Raw genomic sequence first — 16,362 nt, 5'->3', positions numbered from 1 at the left:
GTTATGAAGATCAATCTAAAAATATGGCGTCAACGGGACAGCCAGAGCAAAGGAGAATTTAAGGAGTATCACCTGGATGAAGTGAGCAGGGATATGTCGTTTCTGGAAATGCTCGATACGCTCAACATAAAACTGATAAAGCAGGGAGAAAATCCGGTGGAATTCGATCATGACTGCCGGGAAGGAATTTGTGGGCAGTGTGGGGTAATGATCAATGGTATCGCTCACGGGCCATTAAAGAACACCACCACCTGCCAATTACACATGAGATCCTTTAATGATGGAGACACTATATATGTTGAACCATTCAAAGCAGCTGCTTTTCCAATTGTAAGAGATCTCAAGGTGAACAGATCTGCACTAGATCATATCATTGCCGCCGGCGGATATGTTTCTGTTGATACCGGTCAGGCACCCGAAGCCAATTCCATACCTGTGACTTTCGAACAGGCAGAATCGGCATTTGATGCTGCCGCCTGTATAGGCTGTGGAGCCTGTGTTGCCAGTTGTAAAAATTCCAGTGCAGCATTATTTACAAGCGCTAAAATTTCTCACCTGGCACAACTGCCACAGGGGGATAAAGAGACCTCAACCCGGGTGATAAGTATGGTCAACCAAATGGACGAAGAAGGTTTTGGACACTGTACCAACACTGAAGCCTGTCAGGTAGAATGCCCCGAAGACATTTCTGTCCTCAACATCGCCCGTATGAACTATGAGTATAACAGAGCAAGAGTGGTAAAGAAATAGACCATTTTTGCTAATCACAAAAGGAGCATCTCAACAGGTGCTCCTTTTTATTTTAATTGAAAATGAAACAAACTTTCTCATTCACAAAAAAAACCGCCCGGAATTCCGGGCGGTTCAAAGGTTAGATTAGTTGGTATTAAAATTCTGCATCCATGTGGTGGTGCTCATCGATTAGCGGACCTCCGTTAATGATCTGTTCCGATGCCTCATTCGAGAATTTCTCAAAGTTAAGATGGAATGAATGCGCCAGCTGAATTGACTTTTGAATATATGCGCCTTTTTGCAGCCAGGTATTCATTGGATTAAGGATTTCGGTCGGAATTCCGGGGCAATATTTGGGCATAAATAATCCAAATATCGGGTGCATTTCAAAATCTACATGGTCCAGTTCTCCTTTGAGAATAGCAGTGATCATGGCACGGGTATATTTCAGTTTAATCCTTGAACCAACTCCGTAAGGACCTCCACTCCATCCGGTATTAATAAGCCACACCTTGACATCATTCTCTTTCATTTTTTCACTCAGCATTTCAGCATACACTGTTGGGTGCAATGGCATGAAAGGAGCTCCAAAACAAGCTGAGAAAGAAGGCACAGGTTCATTAATTCCGGCTTCTGTACCTGCTACCTTAGCAGTATATCCCGAGATAAAGTGGTAAGCTGCCTGTCCCGGAGTAAGTTTTGAAACCGGAGGCAAAACTCCAAAGGCATCACAGGTAAGGAAGAAAATGTTCTTTGGATTACCCGCATAAGATGGAAGCTGGATATTGTCAATGTGCTCAATTGGATAGCTAACTCTGGTATTTTGCGTTATTGTGGCATCATTAAAATCAACTTCTTTAGTTCCCGGTTTAAACATAATATTTTCCAGTAAAGCTCCTGGTTTAATAGCCCTGAAGATATCGGGTTCGGTTTCTTCTGTCAGCCCAATCACTTTGGCATAGCAACCACCTTCAAAGTTAAAGATGATATTTTCGGATGTCCAGCCATGTTCATCATCTCCAATAAGCTTTCTTTCAGGGTCAGCAGAAAGAGTCGTTTTTCCTGTTCCTGAAAGTCCGAAATATACAGCTGTATCGCCTTCCTCACCTACGTTTGCAGAACAGTGCATAGGTAATACATTCCTTTCAACCGGAAGAATAAGATTCAAGGCAGAGAAAATTCCTTTTTTCATTTCACCGGTGTAGGCAGAACCTCCAACTAAGGCTACTTTTCTTTTGAAATCAAGGATGCTGAAGTTCCCCTGACGTAAACCGACTTTTTCAGGTTCTTTTTCTTCATAACCCGGAGCACACAAAACCAGCCATTCTTCTTCAAAATTCTCAAGCTCCTTTTCATTTAAGCGAAGGAACATGTTTTTCACAAAGAAATTGGACCAGGGATATTCGGTAATTGTGCGAACATTCATCCTGTATTCGGGTTGTGCACAGACGTATCCGTCGTGAACATATACTTCTTTTCCCGAAAGATATTCGGCCACACGATCATAAAGGATCTGGAAATTTTCGGAAGAAAGTGGTTTATTGATATTCCCCCACCAGACCTTGTCTTTTGTATAATCATCTTTTACAAGAAAACGATCCTGGGGCGATCTACCGGTAAATTTTCCGGTATTCACTGCCAGAGTACCATTTTCAGTCTCTGTACCCATCCCTTTTTCCACTGTGATCTTCTGCAATTCTTCTCCGGAGAGATTCCATTGTACCACATTGTTCTTTAAACCATACTTCTCAAGGCTTTGGGTTTTTGGTCTTTCTAAAATGCTTCTCATATTCTTCGTTTTTAATTGGTGTATAAAAAAGGCCATTTTTATCCGGGACCCGAATTTTGCTCTCTAAAAACAGTAAAACAAGATTTCAAAATTCAAAGGGAACATTCCCGATGCAAAAGCAGAGTTTTTGGACAAAAACGGCCTTATGGTTAGGTTTACAATTGGTTATTAGTCAAGTACCAGCAATGGAACATTTGTATGGAGAGTTAGCACATTGGTTAATCGTCCCTGGGAGGCCTCTCCGTTATTAAGATGAGTTTTAGGCATTATAGCCAACATATCCACATCATGTCTTTCAATATATTCCAGGATTCCCCGCTCGATATCTTCACTTTCTGAAAAAGAGTGGTGGGAATAGAACATTTCAAGGAAATACTGTAAAGTATTTTCGTTGCTTTCATCTTCTTCAGAATAACCCGATAAGACTTCAGATTTATGGACTGTGAGAACATGTACCTGTGCCTTAAACTTCCTGGAAACATCCAGAAGTACGTATAGGGGTGATCTATCCGCAATCTTTTCCCTCCCCACGGTAAGAATGATGGTATTAAGCCTGAAGGTTTTAACCTTTTCGGGTATTACCAGTACAGGTAGATCGGCTTCTTTTACGAATCTTGATGTACGGGTAGCAATATCTTCCTCTCCCAGCTCTGCTCCTTTGGTTCCCATGATCACCAGATCAATCTTTAACTCCTTCTGAAGATTAATTATAGTAGTGCTTAATTCTCCCTGCCTAATGTAAGTTTCAAAACCCGGGTTTAGGGGACTCTCATATTTTTGAAGAACATCTTTGAACTTCTTATCTATCTCTTCTTCTTTAGTCTTTCCATCAGAAATATGGAGGAGAGAAAGAGTGATATTTAGATCCTGATCGGCAAACTTTACCGCATATTCCAAAGCATTTAAAGAAACTTCAGAGAAATCGAAAGGGATTAGGATATTTTTCATGATAGTCAAATTTTGCTGTTCTGTAATACTCCCCGGGAGGGGTGAAATTCTTTGTTATAAAGATAAATATGAACCCCAGATTTTAACATGACATTTGTCACGAAAAAACCTAAAGTAATGAACATTTTCAGAGCGAAAACGATTGAATTACAGGAGCTTCTGACTAAAAAAAGACTTTATAGTATTAAATAAAAAATTAGTGTAAATCAGATGATTTTATCCCATTTTCAGTTTAGAACACAGGTCTCAAAAATGATATTTTAGAGAGGAACTTATTGGAAGAAATAAATTTAGATTTTACCACTCTCTCAGGTGAAGATCTTTTCCGTCAAATTCCCCATAGGTGTAAAAGTTGATCCAGTCTCCCAGATTCATATAAGTTGAATTTTTTTGCAGCTGAATATCCAGCGGAAGATGCCTGTGGCCAAAAATAAAGTAGTCGTAGTGCTGAGTCTCAAGTTTGCGACGGCAATATTTTATTAACCATTCTTTTTCTTCTCCCATGAACTTTACATCCTCTTCTCCCGAAATAGCTTTGTTCTTTACAGAGAAGTATTGCGCAAGTGGCATTCCCAGATCGGGATGCAGCCAACGGTAGAGCCATTTGGCAAAAGGATTGGTAAACACCTTTTTCATCCTTTTGAAGCCCTTGTCCCCCGGGCCGAGACCATCTCCATGACCAATGAGAAATTTTTTGTCATTAAAAACAAATTCCTTAGGCTTATGAAAAACAGGTATATCAAGTTCTTTTTCAAAATAATCATCCATCCACAGGTCGTGATTACCTACGAAGAAATAAACCGGAATCCCACTATCTCTAATTTGAGCCAGTTTTCCTAAAACCCTTACAAAGCCTTTGGGTACTACATGTTTGTACTCGAACCAGAAATCAAAAAGATCTCCCAGCAGGAAAATAGCAGCAGCGTCTTCACTTACCTTATCAAGCCAGGCGACAAATTTATCCTCTCGGGGTCTGCTTTCTTCGGCAGTAGGTGCACCCAGGTGATTATCGCTGGAGAAATAGATCTTTTTACCCTCGGGAATCTGCATGCTTCTAATTTGAGGGTAAAGATATAGTTAATATTTCCTAAGTTAAAATCTTCAGAAAAAATGAAACCCAACAGACCTGATTTTGGGGATTTTATCAAATAAACCTATCTTTAAAAGAAACAGCAGAAATGGATAATTTGATCACCGGAATTCATCATGTCACGGCACTTGCCGGTGCACCTCAGGAAAATCTTGATTTTTATACCGGAATCCTTGGTTTACGCATGGTTAAAAAAACGGTGAATTTTGATGCCCCCGATGTCTATCATTTCTACTACGGCGATGAACAGGGAAACCCCGGGTCTATAATGACATTTTTCCCTTATGAAGGCATTCAAAAAGGCCGTCATGGAAAAGGTATGCTAAACATCACCACCTTCTCTGTTCCTTCAAATTCCCTGTTGTTCTGGGAAGAAAGACTTAAAAATTACAACGTGAACTATAAGCCGGCACAGGATCGTTTTGATAATGAGGCGGTGATCTACTTCGAAGATCCGGACGGGCTTGGCCTGGAACTGGTTTTTAACGACAAAGATGAAAGACCGGGCTTTACTTATGGCCCAATTCCCGCGCAACATGCAATCCGCGGCTTTTATAGCGTGGAGATCTGGCAGGAAGGCTATGAACGTACCGCCGGACTTTTAACCGAAATAATGGATCACCGGCTCATAGCCGAAAAAGGTAACCGCTTCCGGTTTGCGGCAACAGATGCCCCCGGAAATTATGTGGACATCCTGTGCACGCCAGATGCCCTGAGAGGTCTGGGTGGTGGTGGCACTGTTCATCATATTGCATTTTCAGTACCTAATAAGGACAAACAGCTTTTTGCCAGGGAAAAGCTTTCAAGGGCGGGATATAATCCTACTCCGGTGCTGGACAGGCAATATTTCGAGTCCATTTATTTCAGGGAACCCGGCGGAGTCTTATTTGAGATAGCTACCGCAGAACCGGGATTTGCAATAGATGAAGATCCGGAGCACCTGGGAGAAGCTCTTAAACTTCCTCCTCAATATGAATCGAAAAGAGATCTTATTGAAAAAGCAGTAAAACCTGTTCAACTCAACCCTACAAAATTCAAGTAATGTTGCACAAAAAAGATTTCAAATATAACGGAACTCCCCTGGGAGAGGCAAAAAAGGCATTGATCATGGTACATGGTCGAGGCGGTTTTGCAGAAGATATCCTCACTGTAGCAGATCATTTAAAAGTGGAAGATTTTGCACTTGTAGCTCCGCAGGCTTATAATAACAGCTGGTATCCCCTGTCCTTTATGGCACCCGAGCAACAGAATCAGCCCTGGCTGGATTCGGCCATTGAGATGTTGCAAATGCTCGAAGAGGAGCTCAATCAACAGGGAATAAGTTCTGAGAATATCTATTTCTTCGGATTCTCCCAGGGTGCCTGTCTCACCCTGGAGTATGTTACCCGCAATGCTAAGAAATACGGCGGAGTGATTGCGATCATCGGCGGACTTATTGGTAAAACGATCAACACCGGGAATTATATTACAGATTTTGAAGGAACAAAGATTTACCTGGGCACCAGCGATCCCGATGCACATGTACCTGCCGACAGGGTGAAACAAACCGCAGAAATTCTCCAGAACAAAAACGCCGAGGTGGAATTACAGATCCACAAAGATGCTGGTCATGTCATCCTTCCGGAGGAATTGGGACGCGCCAATAATTTCATTTTTGGATATTCAGGAGAGCCTAATAAGAAGCCTTAGGAATTATCTGATGCGTGCCATTCGGCATAAGAAGTTTCAGTTTCCTGTAGCTTTAAACTAAATAATTCTATGTGTCTTGGAAGTCGCGATTTAATTCTTTCAGCAAAATCCTGGATCATATTTTCACTGGTAGGCTGATAATCCACAAGAATTACGCTATGTCCCCGGGTCTGGAGTTCCTCGGCTAGTTCTACATGAGGTGTATTCCTGTTAAAAACAGTTGCATGATCAAATTTGTCCACTATCTCCTGCTTAACGATCTTCTTTAGGTCGCCAAAATCGATAACCATCCCCAGCTTTACGTCATCTACATCTTTAATTGGTTCACCGATAACCGTTACTGCCAGTTTATAACTATGTCCATGTACATTTTTACACTTGCCATCATACCCGAAAAGAGCGTGCCCGGTTTCAAAAGAAAATTGCTTGGTAATACGAATTAAAGCCATGACTTAAATATTTGTGCAAAGGTAAGGGATTTTCCCGGCCCGTATTTTAACTTTTACTCCCGGAATTTTATTAGTCTTTGTTTTTTAATGATGCGCAAATTTGGCATTTTCAGAATACATTTACAGCCTAAATAAAATTGCACTTGGAGATAATTGAAAATCCCGTTTATGAAAAGATCATTAGTGATCTGTTAGAACAGCAGTATTCTATTGTTGAAGACTTTTTTTGTCTTTCTGAAGTAGAAGAACTCCGGAATTCACTCCTGACAAAATACGAGGAGGATAATTTCAAAAAAGCTGCTATTGGGAGCAGGACCAATGAGGTGATCGCAAAATCCATTCGCGGAGATTTCATCTTATGGCTTAACGAGGCTGAAGCCGCAGAGGCAGAAAAGGCTTTTTTTCTGAAAATAAACGATTTCGTGCAGTACCTCAACCGCACCTGCTTTATGGGAATTCTTTACAAGGAGTTTCACTATGCGCTATATCCTGAAGGCACTTTTTATAAGCGCCACCTGGACACCTTTCAAAATGATGACAGAAGAAAATTGTCTATGGTCTGTTATCTAAATGATCAGGACTGGCAGCCGGAATACGGAGGTGAGTTGGTGATTTATACACAGGAGAATGGAGTGGAGGTGCCAAAAAGCATCTATCCTTTTCCGGGCCGAATGGTTATATTTGAAAGTCAGATCCTGGAACACGAGGTGAAACCTGTTAAAACCGAAAGACTGAGCATCACAGGCTGGCTTAAAACCCGCTGATCACTTCCTGAATTTTTTATATAAGACCACCACGATCAAAAGAATTGCAAGGAGCAACCAGAAGCCATAACCGCTTAAAAAGCGCAGGATATCAAAGGTTTCTTCACTAACGGGGACATCGTTTTGTATCATCTTCTGTTTCTTTTGCGCCAGCTGTGCCGCGCGTATAAAAAGATCCCGAGTACTATGAGAATCCCCAGGAGATAGATCCAGTTGTCTTCAAGAAAATCTGAAATGGAAAATCCGTAGCCTTCTCTTTCTGTAGCCGGCTTATTTCGGGGCAAATGTTCCTGTTGTAAATTCATAGCTTAAATTTTATAAGTTTTCAAAAAGGGGAATTATTAAGCCCTTTTTTTCTCTTTCTAAAAAAGGCAAAGTAAAGAATTGCGGCCAGGATTAAGACAGCCGCAATAACAACCTCCCAGAAATTAGAACCCACAAAGTAGCCTATTTCATAACCCACCTGATAGGCTTTGTTACTTTCTATTCCCTGGGAAAGTGCCGTAGTAAATGTATTCATATATTATTTTTTAGATTTAGACAAGGCATCTTTAGTAAATTCCGATAATACCAGTTCCCCCGAGATTGCCGCCCGTTCCTGAAGAAGGTTTCCCCAGTTTTCGGTCCCCTCCCAAAGCACCTTCTTCATTTCAAGCAGGGCTTCAGGATTGTAAGACGCCAGCTTTTCGGAGAAAAAGAGAAGTTCTTTATCCATTTCTTCTATATTACCAAATACCCGGGCATAAAGCCCTTTTTCCTTTGCCCAATAGGCATTTTTCCATTCATGTGCCGCCAGGGTGAGTTCAGCTAAGGCTCCAACTCCCATTTTTCTTTCAATTGCCGGCGCAATTACAAATGGTCCAATCCCAATACTTAGTTCTGATAATTTAATTGCCGCCTGCTCTGTGGCAAAGCAATAGTCACATGCTGCAGCCAGTCCCACACCACCGCCTACTGTCTTGCCCTGTATACGGCCTATGATAGGTTTTCCACAGGTTCGCATTGCATTAATAACATTAGCAAAGCCTGAAAAGAAAATTTTCCCCTGCTGCATATTTTCAACAGCCAGCAACTCATCAAAAGAAGCTCCTGCGCAAAAAGCCTTCTCTCCTTCAGATTTTAAGATGATGATCTTCACCTCATCCTCTTTTGAAAGTTTATTTAATTCTTTTTCAAGTCTTTCAAGTAGCACCGAGGGAAAAGAATTACTTGCAGGATGTCCAAATTCAAGAGTTGCGATTCCATTAATAATATTAGTATAGAGGCTTCCGTTCTCACTTGTAGTTGTCATTTTTTGATCAGTTTCTTGTAAAGTTAATTATTTCGGAGGTTTATCAGGCCTCCTTGTGAAGGTATTTGCGACGGAATTTTATAACCAGTGCACTACTTCTTATCAGCATCCAGACAAAAAAGGCTATCCAGATCGCATGTAATTTATAGCCAAAGTAATCTCCTATTAATAAGACAGGCGTAAATCCTAAAAAGGTAGCTGAAAGCAAAACATTCCGAAGGTATTTTGCTTCCCCGAGACCTTTGAAAATTCCGTCAAACATAAAAGCAATGGCGTTTACCGGCTGCATGAACAGGACCATCCAGAAAACCGATGTGAATAAAATCAACACCGGAGCCTCTTTACTGAAAATCAACCCGATCTCCTCATAAAACAGACTGCAGATCCCTATTAAAACCACCGAAATAGTTAGGGCGTATTTGCTTATTTTCTTGCTTAAAACCCACAGACCCTTGTAATCCCCGGCACCTAAAAGTCGGCCGCCCATGGCATTGCCCGCATTCGCATAGCCGTCAATAAAGAAACTAAAGAACAACCAGATATTCATTAGAATACTTTGTGCGGCAATAAAATTCTTACCGTAGCCGGTAGCGTAGGCATTAGCAAGATAAATGGCAAAATTGAGAGCTGCTGTTCTTACGAATAAATTTCCGCTCATAAGGAGCAAAAGCCTCATCTGCGGATTGATCCTCCTGCTAAGCCCCAGGTTAAAAGGAGTCTTGGTAAAGAAAAAGTATAGTGCCATTATAAGCATTACCGCCTGTGCGATCACACTGGCCCAGGCCGCTCCTTCGAGATGCATGGCTGGGATCCAGCCTTCAATTCCGTAAACCAGTAAAAAATCCAGTCCTACATTCAGGAAAGCTCCGGTTAAGCTGCACTTCATGGCCCACAGCGTATTCTGTAGACCTCTAAAGACCCCAAAAAGGGCAAAGGTTACCAGAGTTAAGGGATATCCCAGAGCACGGATCTGGTAATAGTCGGCGGCATAATTAAGCACCTTCCCCTGTGCATTGTAAGCACTAAAGATGGTCGCGGCAAAGTATGCCGTCACAGCATAGATGAGCAGACTGAGTAAAAAATTAAAGAATATTGCCTGTGGCACCAGTGTTTTCACAGCGTGAAGCCGACTGGCACCCAGATGCTGAGAAACTAAAGCAGAAATTGCCGTCTTGGTTTGTGCAACGATCCATATTATAGCAGAGAGAAAAGATCCCACTATTCCTGCAGCCGCCAGTGACTCCACAGGATCCTGGTCAACATTTCCAATTATTGCAATGTCTGTAAGAGAGATCAAAGGTTCGGCTATACCGGCGATAATAGCAGGAATAGCGAGACGGTTAATAGTATTAAAACTTACGGTAGTAGCCACTCAGAAGATTGAAAAGAACAAAGTTAAAATAAGCAGGATAGTAGACCTTAAATATTTGGAGAAATACCTTCCCTTCCAAAAAAAGAGGTTCCGTAAAATTAAAAAGATGCTTACTGCAAGTAGTAAACATCTTTTTGTTCTTCCATGTTTTCATGAGGTTCTATTGAGCCGGATATACATAATGTGCTTCAAAACTCAACGGAATTCCAAGCCACCAGTAAACCAGCAAAAAGATGGTCCAGGTAATTAAAAATATAATCGAGTAAGGCAACATCATGGATATTAATGTCCCGATTCCCATTCCTTTAACATAGCGCTGTCCAAAAACAACTACCAGGGGAAAATAAGGTAGTAACGGAGTAATGATATTAGAAACGGAATCCCCTACCCTATACGCTGCCTGGGTAAGGTCAGGCGAAATACCCAACTGCATAAGCATGGGTACAAATATGGGAGCAATCAGGGCCCATTTTGCAGATGCAGATCCCACCATCAGGTTCACAAAAGCACTTAATATCACGATTCCCACAATAGTAATTTGACCCGGTAAGTCGAGTGCCTGCAGGAAGTTTGCTCCTTTAATAGCAATAAGAAGTCCGATATTCGAACGTGAAAAAGCATCAATGAATAGAGCTACGAAGAAGGCCATCACGATATAATAACCCATACTTTCCATGGATTTTTTCATGCTTTGAATAAGATCTCCCGAAGATTTGTATCTCCCGGATACAAAACCGAAAACAAGACCAGGGATCAACAGCAGGATAAAAATCAAGGGCACAATCGCCTTCATTAATGGCGCGTGGAATGAAGTGAGAGATTGAACCTCGGGATCAACCATACCCGGACCTCTAAGAGCGGAATCTTCAGGATAGGCCCACAGGAATAAACCTATGAGACCAAGTACCATAGCCAAAAGTCCCATCCAGAAAGCTTTACTTTCTTTAGAGGTTACTGTTTCCATTTTTGGCATTTGATCTTCATCCCCGTCTACTTTGACGTTTGAAAGTCGGGGTTCAATTATTTTATCTGTGATCCACCAGCCAACAAGTACGATCAATAAAGTTGATGCAGAAGTAAAATACCAGTTATTCAAGGGATTCAAATTGATAGCAGGATCAAGAATCCGGGCTGCCTCCAGAGTAAAGCTCATGATAAGCGGATCAATTGCCGAAGGAATAAAGTTTGCTGAAAAGCCTCCAGATACCCCCGCAAAGGCAGCTGCAATTCCTGCCAAGGGATGTCGTCCTGCCGCATAAAATATAACTCCTCCCAGCGGAATTACAAGCACATAACCTGCATCTGCAGCTGTGTGACTCACAATGGCTATTAAAATAAGCATTGGAGTAAGTAACTGTTTGGGTGTAAAGTTCAGGAGTTTCTTCAATCCGGCGTCAATCCAGCCGGAGTGTTCTGCTACTCCCACCCCAAGCATAGCAACTAACACAATTCCCAGGGGAGCAAAAAGTACGAAGGTATTTACCATACTCGCAAGAAATGCCGCCAGTTGGGTACCTGTAAGTAGGTTTTCTACATTAAGACTGTTACCTGTCATGGGATGAACCTCCCCAAAATCAAACGGAGAGAGGATCGCGGATAAAACCCATACGAAAATGAGTAAGTAGAAAAATAAAATTGCAGGATCAGGTAATTTATTCCCGACTTTTTCAACAAAATCAAGGGCTCTGTTTAAAATTCCTTTTTTTGGGGAATTAACTGCTTCTTCCATATTTAAACCAGGTAATAAGTTAATGAATTGCTAAAATAGAAATTATCCAAATACAATAGTCAATCTTATTTTCAACGGCATCAAAACAGAAAATCGGCAGTTGACAGCTAAAAAACGGTAGTCAATCCTGAACAATTTAAAATGAGATTGAGCCTGAAAAAATTAATTGAACACCTTACATCCCGATTAAAATTCTATTTTTGAGATTCACATGAACTCCGGCTTATATCGAAAAGCATCATTAAACCAACTGTATTCATGAAACAAAATTTTATATTTTTTCTTATAGCTGCATTCCTGGCAATCTTTCCTGCATCTGCACAGGATGACTACCCTACAAACAAGGAAATTGCAAAACGGCTTCAGCAAATAGCTTCCTCCGGGAATGCAAAACTGCTTTCTTTAACAAAAACTGAAGGAGGACAGGATATATGGGCCCTGCAAATAGGAAGAGGAGATCTGGAGAACAAACCAGCCATTGCAATCACTGGTGGAGTGGAAGGGTTCCATATGCTAAGTGTGGAGATGGCCCTTCAGGTAGCTGAGCAGCTGGTGGAAGAACATTCAGATCTTCTCGAGTCCACAACTTTTTATGTATTTCCAAATATGTCTCCAGATGCCTACGCGCAATACCATAGCAATCTTAAATATGAGCGTAGTGGAAATGCTGCCAAGGTGGATCAGGACAGGGATGGAGAGGTCTCTGAGGATGGTTATGAAGATCTTAACCGTGACGGATACATTACAGAAATGAGGATAGAAAGTCCGCTGGGAAAATATATTGCTCATAAAGATTATCCGCAAATCCTGGTGGAAGCTGAAGGAAGAGCTGAATCGGGCGAAAAACGTTACCTGAAGTATTATGAAGGCGTAGACAATGATAAGGATCAAAAATTCAATGAGGATCCCACGGAGGGTATTGCCTTTAATAAAAGTCTTACCTATAAGTTCGCGGCCTTTGAACCCCTGGCGGGTGAATTTCCCGTTTCTCAGGAGGAAACAAGAGCTCTCCTGAATTACCTTTTTGAGAGGTGGAATATTTTTGCCTTCGTGACCTTCGCTCCTGAGAATAACTTATCCAATCCTTTGAAATATGACAAATCCGGTGCGGAGAAAAGACTAGTCGGCTCCATGTTGGAAAAAGATGTGGCAATCAATAAAATGGTATCAGATCTCTATAATGAGACGGTATCATTGAAAGCCTATAATCAGGACAACCAGGGAAAAGGGGGAGATTTCTTTCAGTGGGCGTATTTTCACTTCGGAAGATTGAGCTTTAGCACACCCGGCTGGTGGGTACCCGAAATGAAGCAGGAAAAGAATGACTCCATACCATCCAAAAAGAGTAAAATTACACCCGAAACAAATTTTCTTGCCTGGGCAGAAAAGGAAGGACTTAATGACATTTTCGTCAATTGGACAGAAGTAGACCACCCAGATTTCCCTAACCGAAAGGTTGAGGTAGGCGGAATTCGCCCCTTTAAAATGACTAATCCTCCATACAGCATGGTCGACAGCATCGCCAAACAACATACAGATTTTGTGGTGAAATTAGCCGAGATGAAACCACAGCTGGAGTTTCACAATCTTAAGACTGAAAAGTTAAGTGGTGGCCTCACCCGAATAACAGTAGATATTTTAAATAATTCTCCGTTGCCTACCCATTCTGAGATGGGAGAAAGATCCCGGTGGCTGCAAAAATTACAGATCATGGTAAATAAGGATAAAGAAGATATCCTGGCAGGAAATACCATTAAACTTTCAGGTAAACTGGGAGCTTATGAAAAGGAAACTATTTCATGGATCGTGAGGGGCGGCGGTACTGTAACATTGAAAGCAGGAGCACCTCATACCGGCTATGCAAGCCTGAATGTGAAACTTTAATTTTTTTTGAAGAGATGAAGCCAAACAACATAATTAATATAAGCGTCCTTGGAATTTTAAGTTTTCTACTGAGCATTCCTGCAGGTTACGGACAGGAAAAATTCTTCCGCGCCATAGGAACACCACATAAGCCGAAGGTAGAAGTAAGCTGGAACAGATACTATACCTATGAAGGAATTGTCGATATCATGGAAAAGATCGCCAAAGCCTATCCCGATCTCACCCGTATGGAAAGCATCGGGAAATCATTTGAAGGCAAGGACATCTATTTGCTGACTATTTCGGACTTTAAATCGGGCGATCCAGATAAAAAACCGGCAATGTACATAGACGGAAACATACACTCCAACGAGATACAGGGCGCAGAATTTTCTCTTTACACAGCCTGGTACCTCACAGAAATGTTTGATGAGCTGGATTTCATAAGGGATTTACTTCAGGATAAGACTTTCTATATCAATCCAACAATAAATCCCGATGCGCGAAATAATTACATGAACGAGCCAAACACTCCGCATTCACCGCGTTCAGGAATGATCGTTTTAGATAACGACCGCGATGGAATGGCCGGGGAAGACGGCTTTGATGACCTTAACGGGGACAATGATATTACGATGATGATCAGGAAGTCACCGACGGGACGCTACATTAAGGATCCTCAGGACGCCCGAAGACTCATTAGGGTTGAGCCTGAAGAAAAAGGAGAATATGAAATGCTGGGCTATGAAGGAAAGGATACAGACGGGGACGGGGAAGTCAACGAAGACGGCATAGGATATTACGATCCCAACCGTGACTGGGGCTGGAACTGGCAGCCTGATCATATTCAACGTGGAGCCTACAAATATCCGTTTAGCCTGCCTGAATCAAGAGCTGTAATGGAATTTGTTATGAAACACCCTAACATAGCGGGAGCACAAAGCTACCATAACTATGGAGGAATGATTTTGAGAGGCCCCGGTGCAGAAGAAGACAAAGACACCTACAATGCAGAGGATGTAAAGATCTATGATGCAATTGGTAAAAAAGGAGAGGAAATGATACCGGGATACCGGTACCTGGTAGTTTACAAAGATCTTTACTCGGTATTTGGAGGAGAGCTCGACTGGTTTTATGGTGGCAGAGGTATCTACACCTACACCAATGAGCTTATGAATTCTTACCAGTACTTTCATAAGAATGAAGGCAGGGGAAATCAGGAAGAAGAATTAAAGGTTGACCGCTACTTAACTTTTGGAGATGCCTTTGTGCCCTGGGAAGAATTTGATCATCCCCAATATGGAAAGATAGAGATCGGCGGATTTAAAAAGAACTTCGGAAGAGCTCACCCCGGATTTCTACTCGAGCAGGATGCACACCGGAATATGGCTTTTACCATTTACCACGCCTATCACACGCCAAAGCTCAGTATTACTGAAGTAAATGAGGAACATCTTGGCGGCGGACTAAAGCAGATAACCGCTACCATCTACAATGAAAGATTGATGCCGACTCACTCCAGTCAGGACCTGAAACATAACATCGAAAGACCGGATTATGTAAGCATTTCGGGAGCAAATGTGGTAACCGGAATGGTGGTTAATGATGAGGATTTCAATAAGGTGGAAGAACAAAAACACAATCCGGAGAAAATCAAAGTCAGGAATATCCCCGGAATGGAATCTGTAAAAGTGCGCTGGATTGTCTCAGGAAATGGAAGCTACCGCATAACTGTAGATTCAGCCAAAGGCGGTAAGGCAGAATGGCGAAAGTAGACCTTTCAAAAAAGAGAATTTTGAGGCTGTCTAAAGAGCGAGCAGAGTGTCCTTCTGAATTTCTTTCAGAATCTTCTATTGATATGATTACCAAAAATCAATAGAACCTGAAATGAGTTCAGGTTGACGGAAACCCGGCTTTTTGAACAGCCTCTTCATTTTTTAAAAAAAATGTGAATTTCTAATCCAGAACCAGTTCATAACAATAGAAGGGATGCTCACTTTGCTTCGGAAAATAGATATTTCCAAGCCTTTTGTAGCCCCGTACCTCATAGAATTTTTGATTGCGCTCATTTTGACTGAAGGTGTCCAGCCGCACAGAACTGTATCCTTTCTCCCGGGCAAAGTTTTCAGCAAAATCCATTAGCTTCCTCCCCTTACCGCTGCCCCAGTTTCGCGGATTTGTAGCCAACCTGTGCACGTACAGATTGTTTTTATTAGGAGTGAGCCAATCTACAGAAATGTATTCCTTATCCATATTAGGTGTAAGTACAATGATCCCTTGCAGTTGAGCCTTTTCCTCAAGTACAAACAGTTCTTCATTGCTGATATCTTCCTGTAGTTTTTCAAGAGAGGGATAATATTCATTCCATTGGAAAATGCCTTTTTCCTGCATGCTTTGGGCGCAGGCTTCAGTGAGTTTTTTTATTGAGGCTAAATCTTCTAGTTGCGCCGGTCTTATCATGGAAGAGATTTTTCAGTGACAAAAATAATTTTAATAGAAAGGATTTAAACACTTTACCGAATTAAAATAATTTAATACATTTGCCACGTTGAAATTAATTCAACCAGTCGGGGGATTAGCTCAGCTGGCTAGAGCGCCTGCCTTGCACGCAGGAGGTCATCGGTTCGACTCCGATATTCTCCACAA

At 41.7% G+C, this 16,362-nt stretch carries 17 protein-coding genes and 1 tRNA gene; 7 read left to right on the top strand and 11 right to left on the bottom strand.

Annotation, left to right across the window (positions count from 1 at the left end):
• The first annotated feature begins 3 nt into the window (after nucleotides 1-3).
• Complete coding sequence (locus G564_RS0113185) at nucleotides 4-750, top strand: succinate dehydrogenase/fumarate reductase iron-sulfur subunit (RefSeq protein ID WP_029038064.1); 747 nt, start codon at nucleotides 4-6, stop codon at nucleotides 748-750.
• Between the two features lie 136 nt (nucleotides 751-886).
• On the opposite strand, the gene pckA is transcribed toward G564_RS0113185, so the two are convergent.
• The 3 genes from pckA to G564_RS0113160 all read right to left on the bottom strand — a co-directional run bounded on the left by pckA (nucleotide 887) and on the right by G564_RS0113160 (nucleotide 4,519).
• On the bottom strand, nucleotides 887-2,521 hold the full coding sequence (gene pckA, locus G564_RS0113180; RefSeq protein WP_029038063.1) for a phosphoenolpyruvate carboxykinase (ATP): 1,635 nt from the start codon (nucleotides 2,519-2,521) through the stop codon (nucleotides 887-889).
• A gap of 168 nt (nucleotides 2,522-2,689) precedes the next feature.
• Nucleotides 2,690-3,469, bottom strand: coding sequence for a universal stress protein (locus tag G564_RS0113175; RefSeq protein WP_051205470.1), 780 nt, complete (start codon nucleotides 3,467-3,469; stop codon nucleotides 2,690-2,692).
• 297 nt (nucleotides 3,470-3,766) lie between these two features.
• Complete coding sequence (locus G564_RS0113160) at nucleotides 3,767-4,519, bottom strand: UDP-2,3-diacylglucosamine diphosphatase (protein WP_029038061.1); 753 nt, start codon at nucleotides 4,517-4,519, stop codon at nucleotides 3,767-3,769.
• Nucleotides 4,520-4,647: 128 nt separating this feature from the next.
• Between G564_RS0113160 and G564_RS0113155 the strand changes: the two genes are divergently transcribed.
• Nucleotides 4,648-5,601: a ring-cleaving dioxygenase gene (locus tag G564_RS0113155; RefSeq protein WP_029038060.1), complete on the top strand. Its 954-nt coding sequence runs from the start codon at nucleotides 4,648-4,650 to the stop codon at nucleotides 5,599-5,601.
• Nucleotides 5,601-6,248 (top strand): alpha/beta hydrolase, encoded by a 648-nt coding sequence (locus G564_RS0113150; protein WP_037374049.1) that lies wholly within the window; start codon nucleotides 5,601-5,603, stop codon nucleotides 6,246-6,248. Before G564_RS0113155 ends, G564_RS0113150 begins: the two co-directional genes overlap by 1 nt.
• On the opposite strand, the gene G564_RS0113145 is transcribed toward G564_RS0113150, so the two are convergent.
• Complete coding sequence (locus G564_RS0113145; protein ID WP_029038058.1) at nucleotides 6,245-6,697, bottom strand: 6-pyruvoyl trahydropterin synthase family protein; 453 nt, start codon at nucleotides 6,695-6,697, stop codon at nucleotides 6,245-6,247. The two genes, G564_RS0113150 and G564_RS0113145, sit on opposite strands and share 4 nt — an antisense overlap.
• Before the next feature lie 143 nt (nucleotides 6,698-6,840).
• On the opposite strand from G564_RS0113145, the gene G564_RS0113140 reads away from it, so the two are divergent.
• The gene (locus G564_RS0113140) at nucleotides 6,841-7,461 is read left to right on the top strand and encodes a 2OG-Fe(II) oxygenase (protein ID WP_245583693.1); all 621 of its coding nucleotides are present in this window, start codon (nucleotides 6,841-6,843) and stop codon (nucleotides 7,459-7,461) included.
• On the opposite strand, the gene G564_RS20790 is transcribed toward G564_RS0113140, so the two are convergent.
• The 6 genes from G564_RS20790 to G564_RS0113110 form a co-directional block, all read right to left on the bottom strand.
• A complete protein-coding gene (locus G564_RS20790; RefSeq protein ID WP_262504843.1) occupies nucleotides 7,462-7,593 on the bottom strand; it encodes a hypothetical protein in 132 nt (43 codons plus the stop codon). It abuts the gene before it with no gap.
• Nucleotides 7,590-7,766, bottom strand: a complete 177-nt coding sequence (locus tag G564_RS20340) for a hypothetical protein (protein WP_156879243.1) — start codon at nucleotides 7,764-7,766, stop codon at nucleotides 7,590-7,592. The genes G564_RS20790 and G564_RS20340 overlap by 4 nt, the downstream gene beginning before the upstream one ends.
• 20 nt (nucleotides 7,767-7,786) lie before the next feature.
• Nucleotides 7,787-7,981, bottom strand: coding sequence for a hypothetical protein (locus G564_RS0113125; RefSeq protein ID WP_029038056.1), 195 nt, complete (start codon nucleotides 7,979-7,981; stop codon nucleotides 7,787-7,789).
• Nucleotides 7,982-7,984: 3 nt separating this feature from the next.
• Complete coding sequence (locus tag G564_RS0113120) at nucleotides 7,985-8,752, bottom strand: enoyl-CoA hydratase/isomerase family protein (RefSeq protein ID WP_029038055.1); 768 nt, start codon at nucleotides 8,750-8,752, stop codon at nucleotides 7,985-7,987.
• A gap of 43 nt (nucleotides 8,753-8,795) precedes the next feature.
• Complete coding sequence (locus G564_RS0113115) at nucleotides 8,796-10,124, bottom strand: MATE family efflux transporter (RefSeq protein WP_029038054.1); 1,329 nt, start codon at nucleotides 10,122-10,124, stop codon at nucleotides 8,796-8,798.
• A gap of 160 nt (nucleotides 10,125-10,284) precedes the next feature.
• Nucleotides 10,285-11,853 (bottom strand): AbgT family transporter, encoded by a 1,569-nt coding sequence (locus tag G564_RS0113110; protein ID WP_029038053.1) that lies wholly within the window; start codon nucleotides 11,851-11,853, stop codon nucleotides 10,285-10,287.
• Between the two features lie 258 nt (nucleotides 11,854-12,111).
• Here G564_RS0113110 and G564_RS0113105 point away from each other — a divergent pair, with 258 nt between their 5' ends.
• Both G564_RS0113105 and G564_RS0113100 read left to right on the top strand, forming a co-directional pair.
• Complete coding sequence (locus G564_RS0113105) at nucleotides 12,112-13,737, top strand: M14 family metallopeptidase (RefSeq protein ID WP_029038052.1); 1,626 nt, start codon at nucleotides 12,112-12,114, stop codon at nucleotides 13,735-13,737.
• Between the two features lie 14 nt (nucleotides 13,738-13,751).
• The gene (locus tag G564_RS0113100; protein ID WP_029038051.1) at nucleotides 13,752-15,491 is read left to right on the top strand and encodes a M14 family metallopeptidase; all 1,740 of its coding nucleotides are present in this window, start codon (nucleotides 13,752-13,754) and stop codon (nucleotides 15,489-15,491) included.
• 181 nt (nucleotides 15,492-15,672) lie between these two features.
• Here G564_RS0113100 and G564_RS0113095 read toward each other — a convergent pair whose 3' ends face one another.
• The gene (locus G564_RS0113095; RefSeq protein WP_029038050.1) at nucleotides 15,673-16,176 is read right to left on the bottom strand and encodes a GNAT family N-acetyltransferase; all 504 of its coding nucleotides are present in this window, start codon (nucleotides 16,174-16,176) and stop codon (nucleotides 15,673-15,675) included.
• Between the two features lie 109 nt (nucleotides 16,177-16,285).
• On the opposite strand from G564_RS0113095, the gene G564_RS0113090 reads away from it, so the two are divergent.
• A tRNA-Ala gene (locus G564_RS0113090) sits at nucleotides 16,286-16,359 on the top strand.
• Nucleotides 16,360-16,362 lie beyond the last annotated feature (3 nt).

The organism is Salinimicrobium xinjiangense DSM 19287 (assembly GCF_000423585.1).
GTDB classification, from domain to species: Bacteria; Bacteroidota; Bacteroidia; order Flavobacteriales; family Flavobacteriaceae; genus Salinimicrobium; species Salinimicrobium xinjiangense.
This window is presented reverse-complemented; position numbering and strand designations above follow the sequence as displayed.

Excerpts from the sequence above, each read along its gene's own strand:
- pckA (WP_029038063.1), bottom strand. The coding sequence starts at position 2,521 with ATGAGAAGCATTTTAGAAAGACCAAAAACCCAAAGCCTTGAGAAGTAT.
- G564_RS0113105 (WP_029038052.1), top strand. The coding sequence starts at position 12,112 with ATGAAACAAAATTTTATATTTTTTCTTATAGCTGCATTCCTGGCAATC.
- G564_RS0113155 (WP_029038060.1), top strand. The coding sequence starts at position 4,648 with ATGGATAATTTGATCACCGGAATTCATCATGTCACGGCACTTGCCGGT.
- G564_RS0113095 (WP_029038050.1), bottom strand. The coding sequence starts at position 16,176 with ATGATAAGACCGGCGCAACTAGAAGATTTAGCCTCAATAAAAAAACTC.
- G564_RS0113185 (WP_029038064.1), top strand. The coding sequence starts at position 4 with ATGAAGATCAATCTAAAAATATGGCGTCAACGGGACAGCCAGAGCAAA.
- G564_RS20340 (WP_156879243.1), bottom strand. The coding sequence starts at position 7,766 with ATGAATTTACAACAGGAACATTTGCCCCGAAATAAGCCGGCTACAGAA.
- G564_RS0113175 (WP_051205470.1), bottom strand. The coding sequence starts at position 3,469 with ATGAAAAATATCCTAATCCCTTTCGATTTCTCTGAAGTTTCTTTAAAT.
- G564_RS0113150 (WP_037374049.1), top strand. The coding sequence starts at position 5,601 with ATGTTGCACAAAAAAGATTTCAAATATAACGGAACTCCCCTGGGAGAG.
- G564_RS0113110 (WP_029038053.1), bottom strand. The coding sequence starts at position 11,853 with ATGGAAGAAGCAGTTAATTCCCCAAAAAAAGGAATTTTAAACAGAGCC.
- G564_RS20790 (WP_262504843.1), bottom strand. The coding sequence starts at position 7,593 with ATGATACAAAACGATGTCCCCGTTAGTGAAGAAACCTTTGATATCCTG.
- G564_RS0113120 (WP_029038055.1), bottom strand. The coding sequence starts at position 8,752 with ATGACAACTACAAGTGAGAACGGAAGCCTCTATACTAATATTATTAAT.
- G564_RS0113125 (WP_029038056.1), bottom strand. The coding sequence starts at position 7,981 with ATGAATACATTTACTACGGCACTTTCCCAGGGAATAGAAAGTAACAAA.
- G564_RS0113100 (WP_029038051.1), top strand. The coding sequence starts at position 13,752 with ATGAAGCCAAACAACATAATTAATATAAGCGTCCTTGGAATTTTAAGT.
- G564_RS0113145 (WP_029038058.1), bottom strand. The coding sequence starts at position 6,697 with ATGGCTTTAATTCGTATTACCAAGCAATTTTCTTTTGAAACCGGGCAC.
- G564_RS0113160 (WP_029038061.1), bottom strand. The coding sequence starts at position 4,519 with ATGCAGATTCCCGAGGGTAAAAAGATCTATTTCTCCAGCGATAATCAC.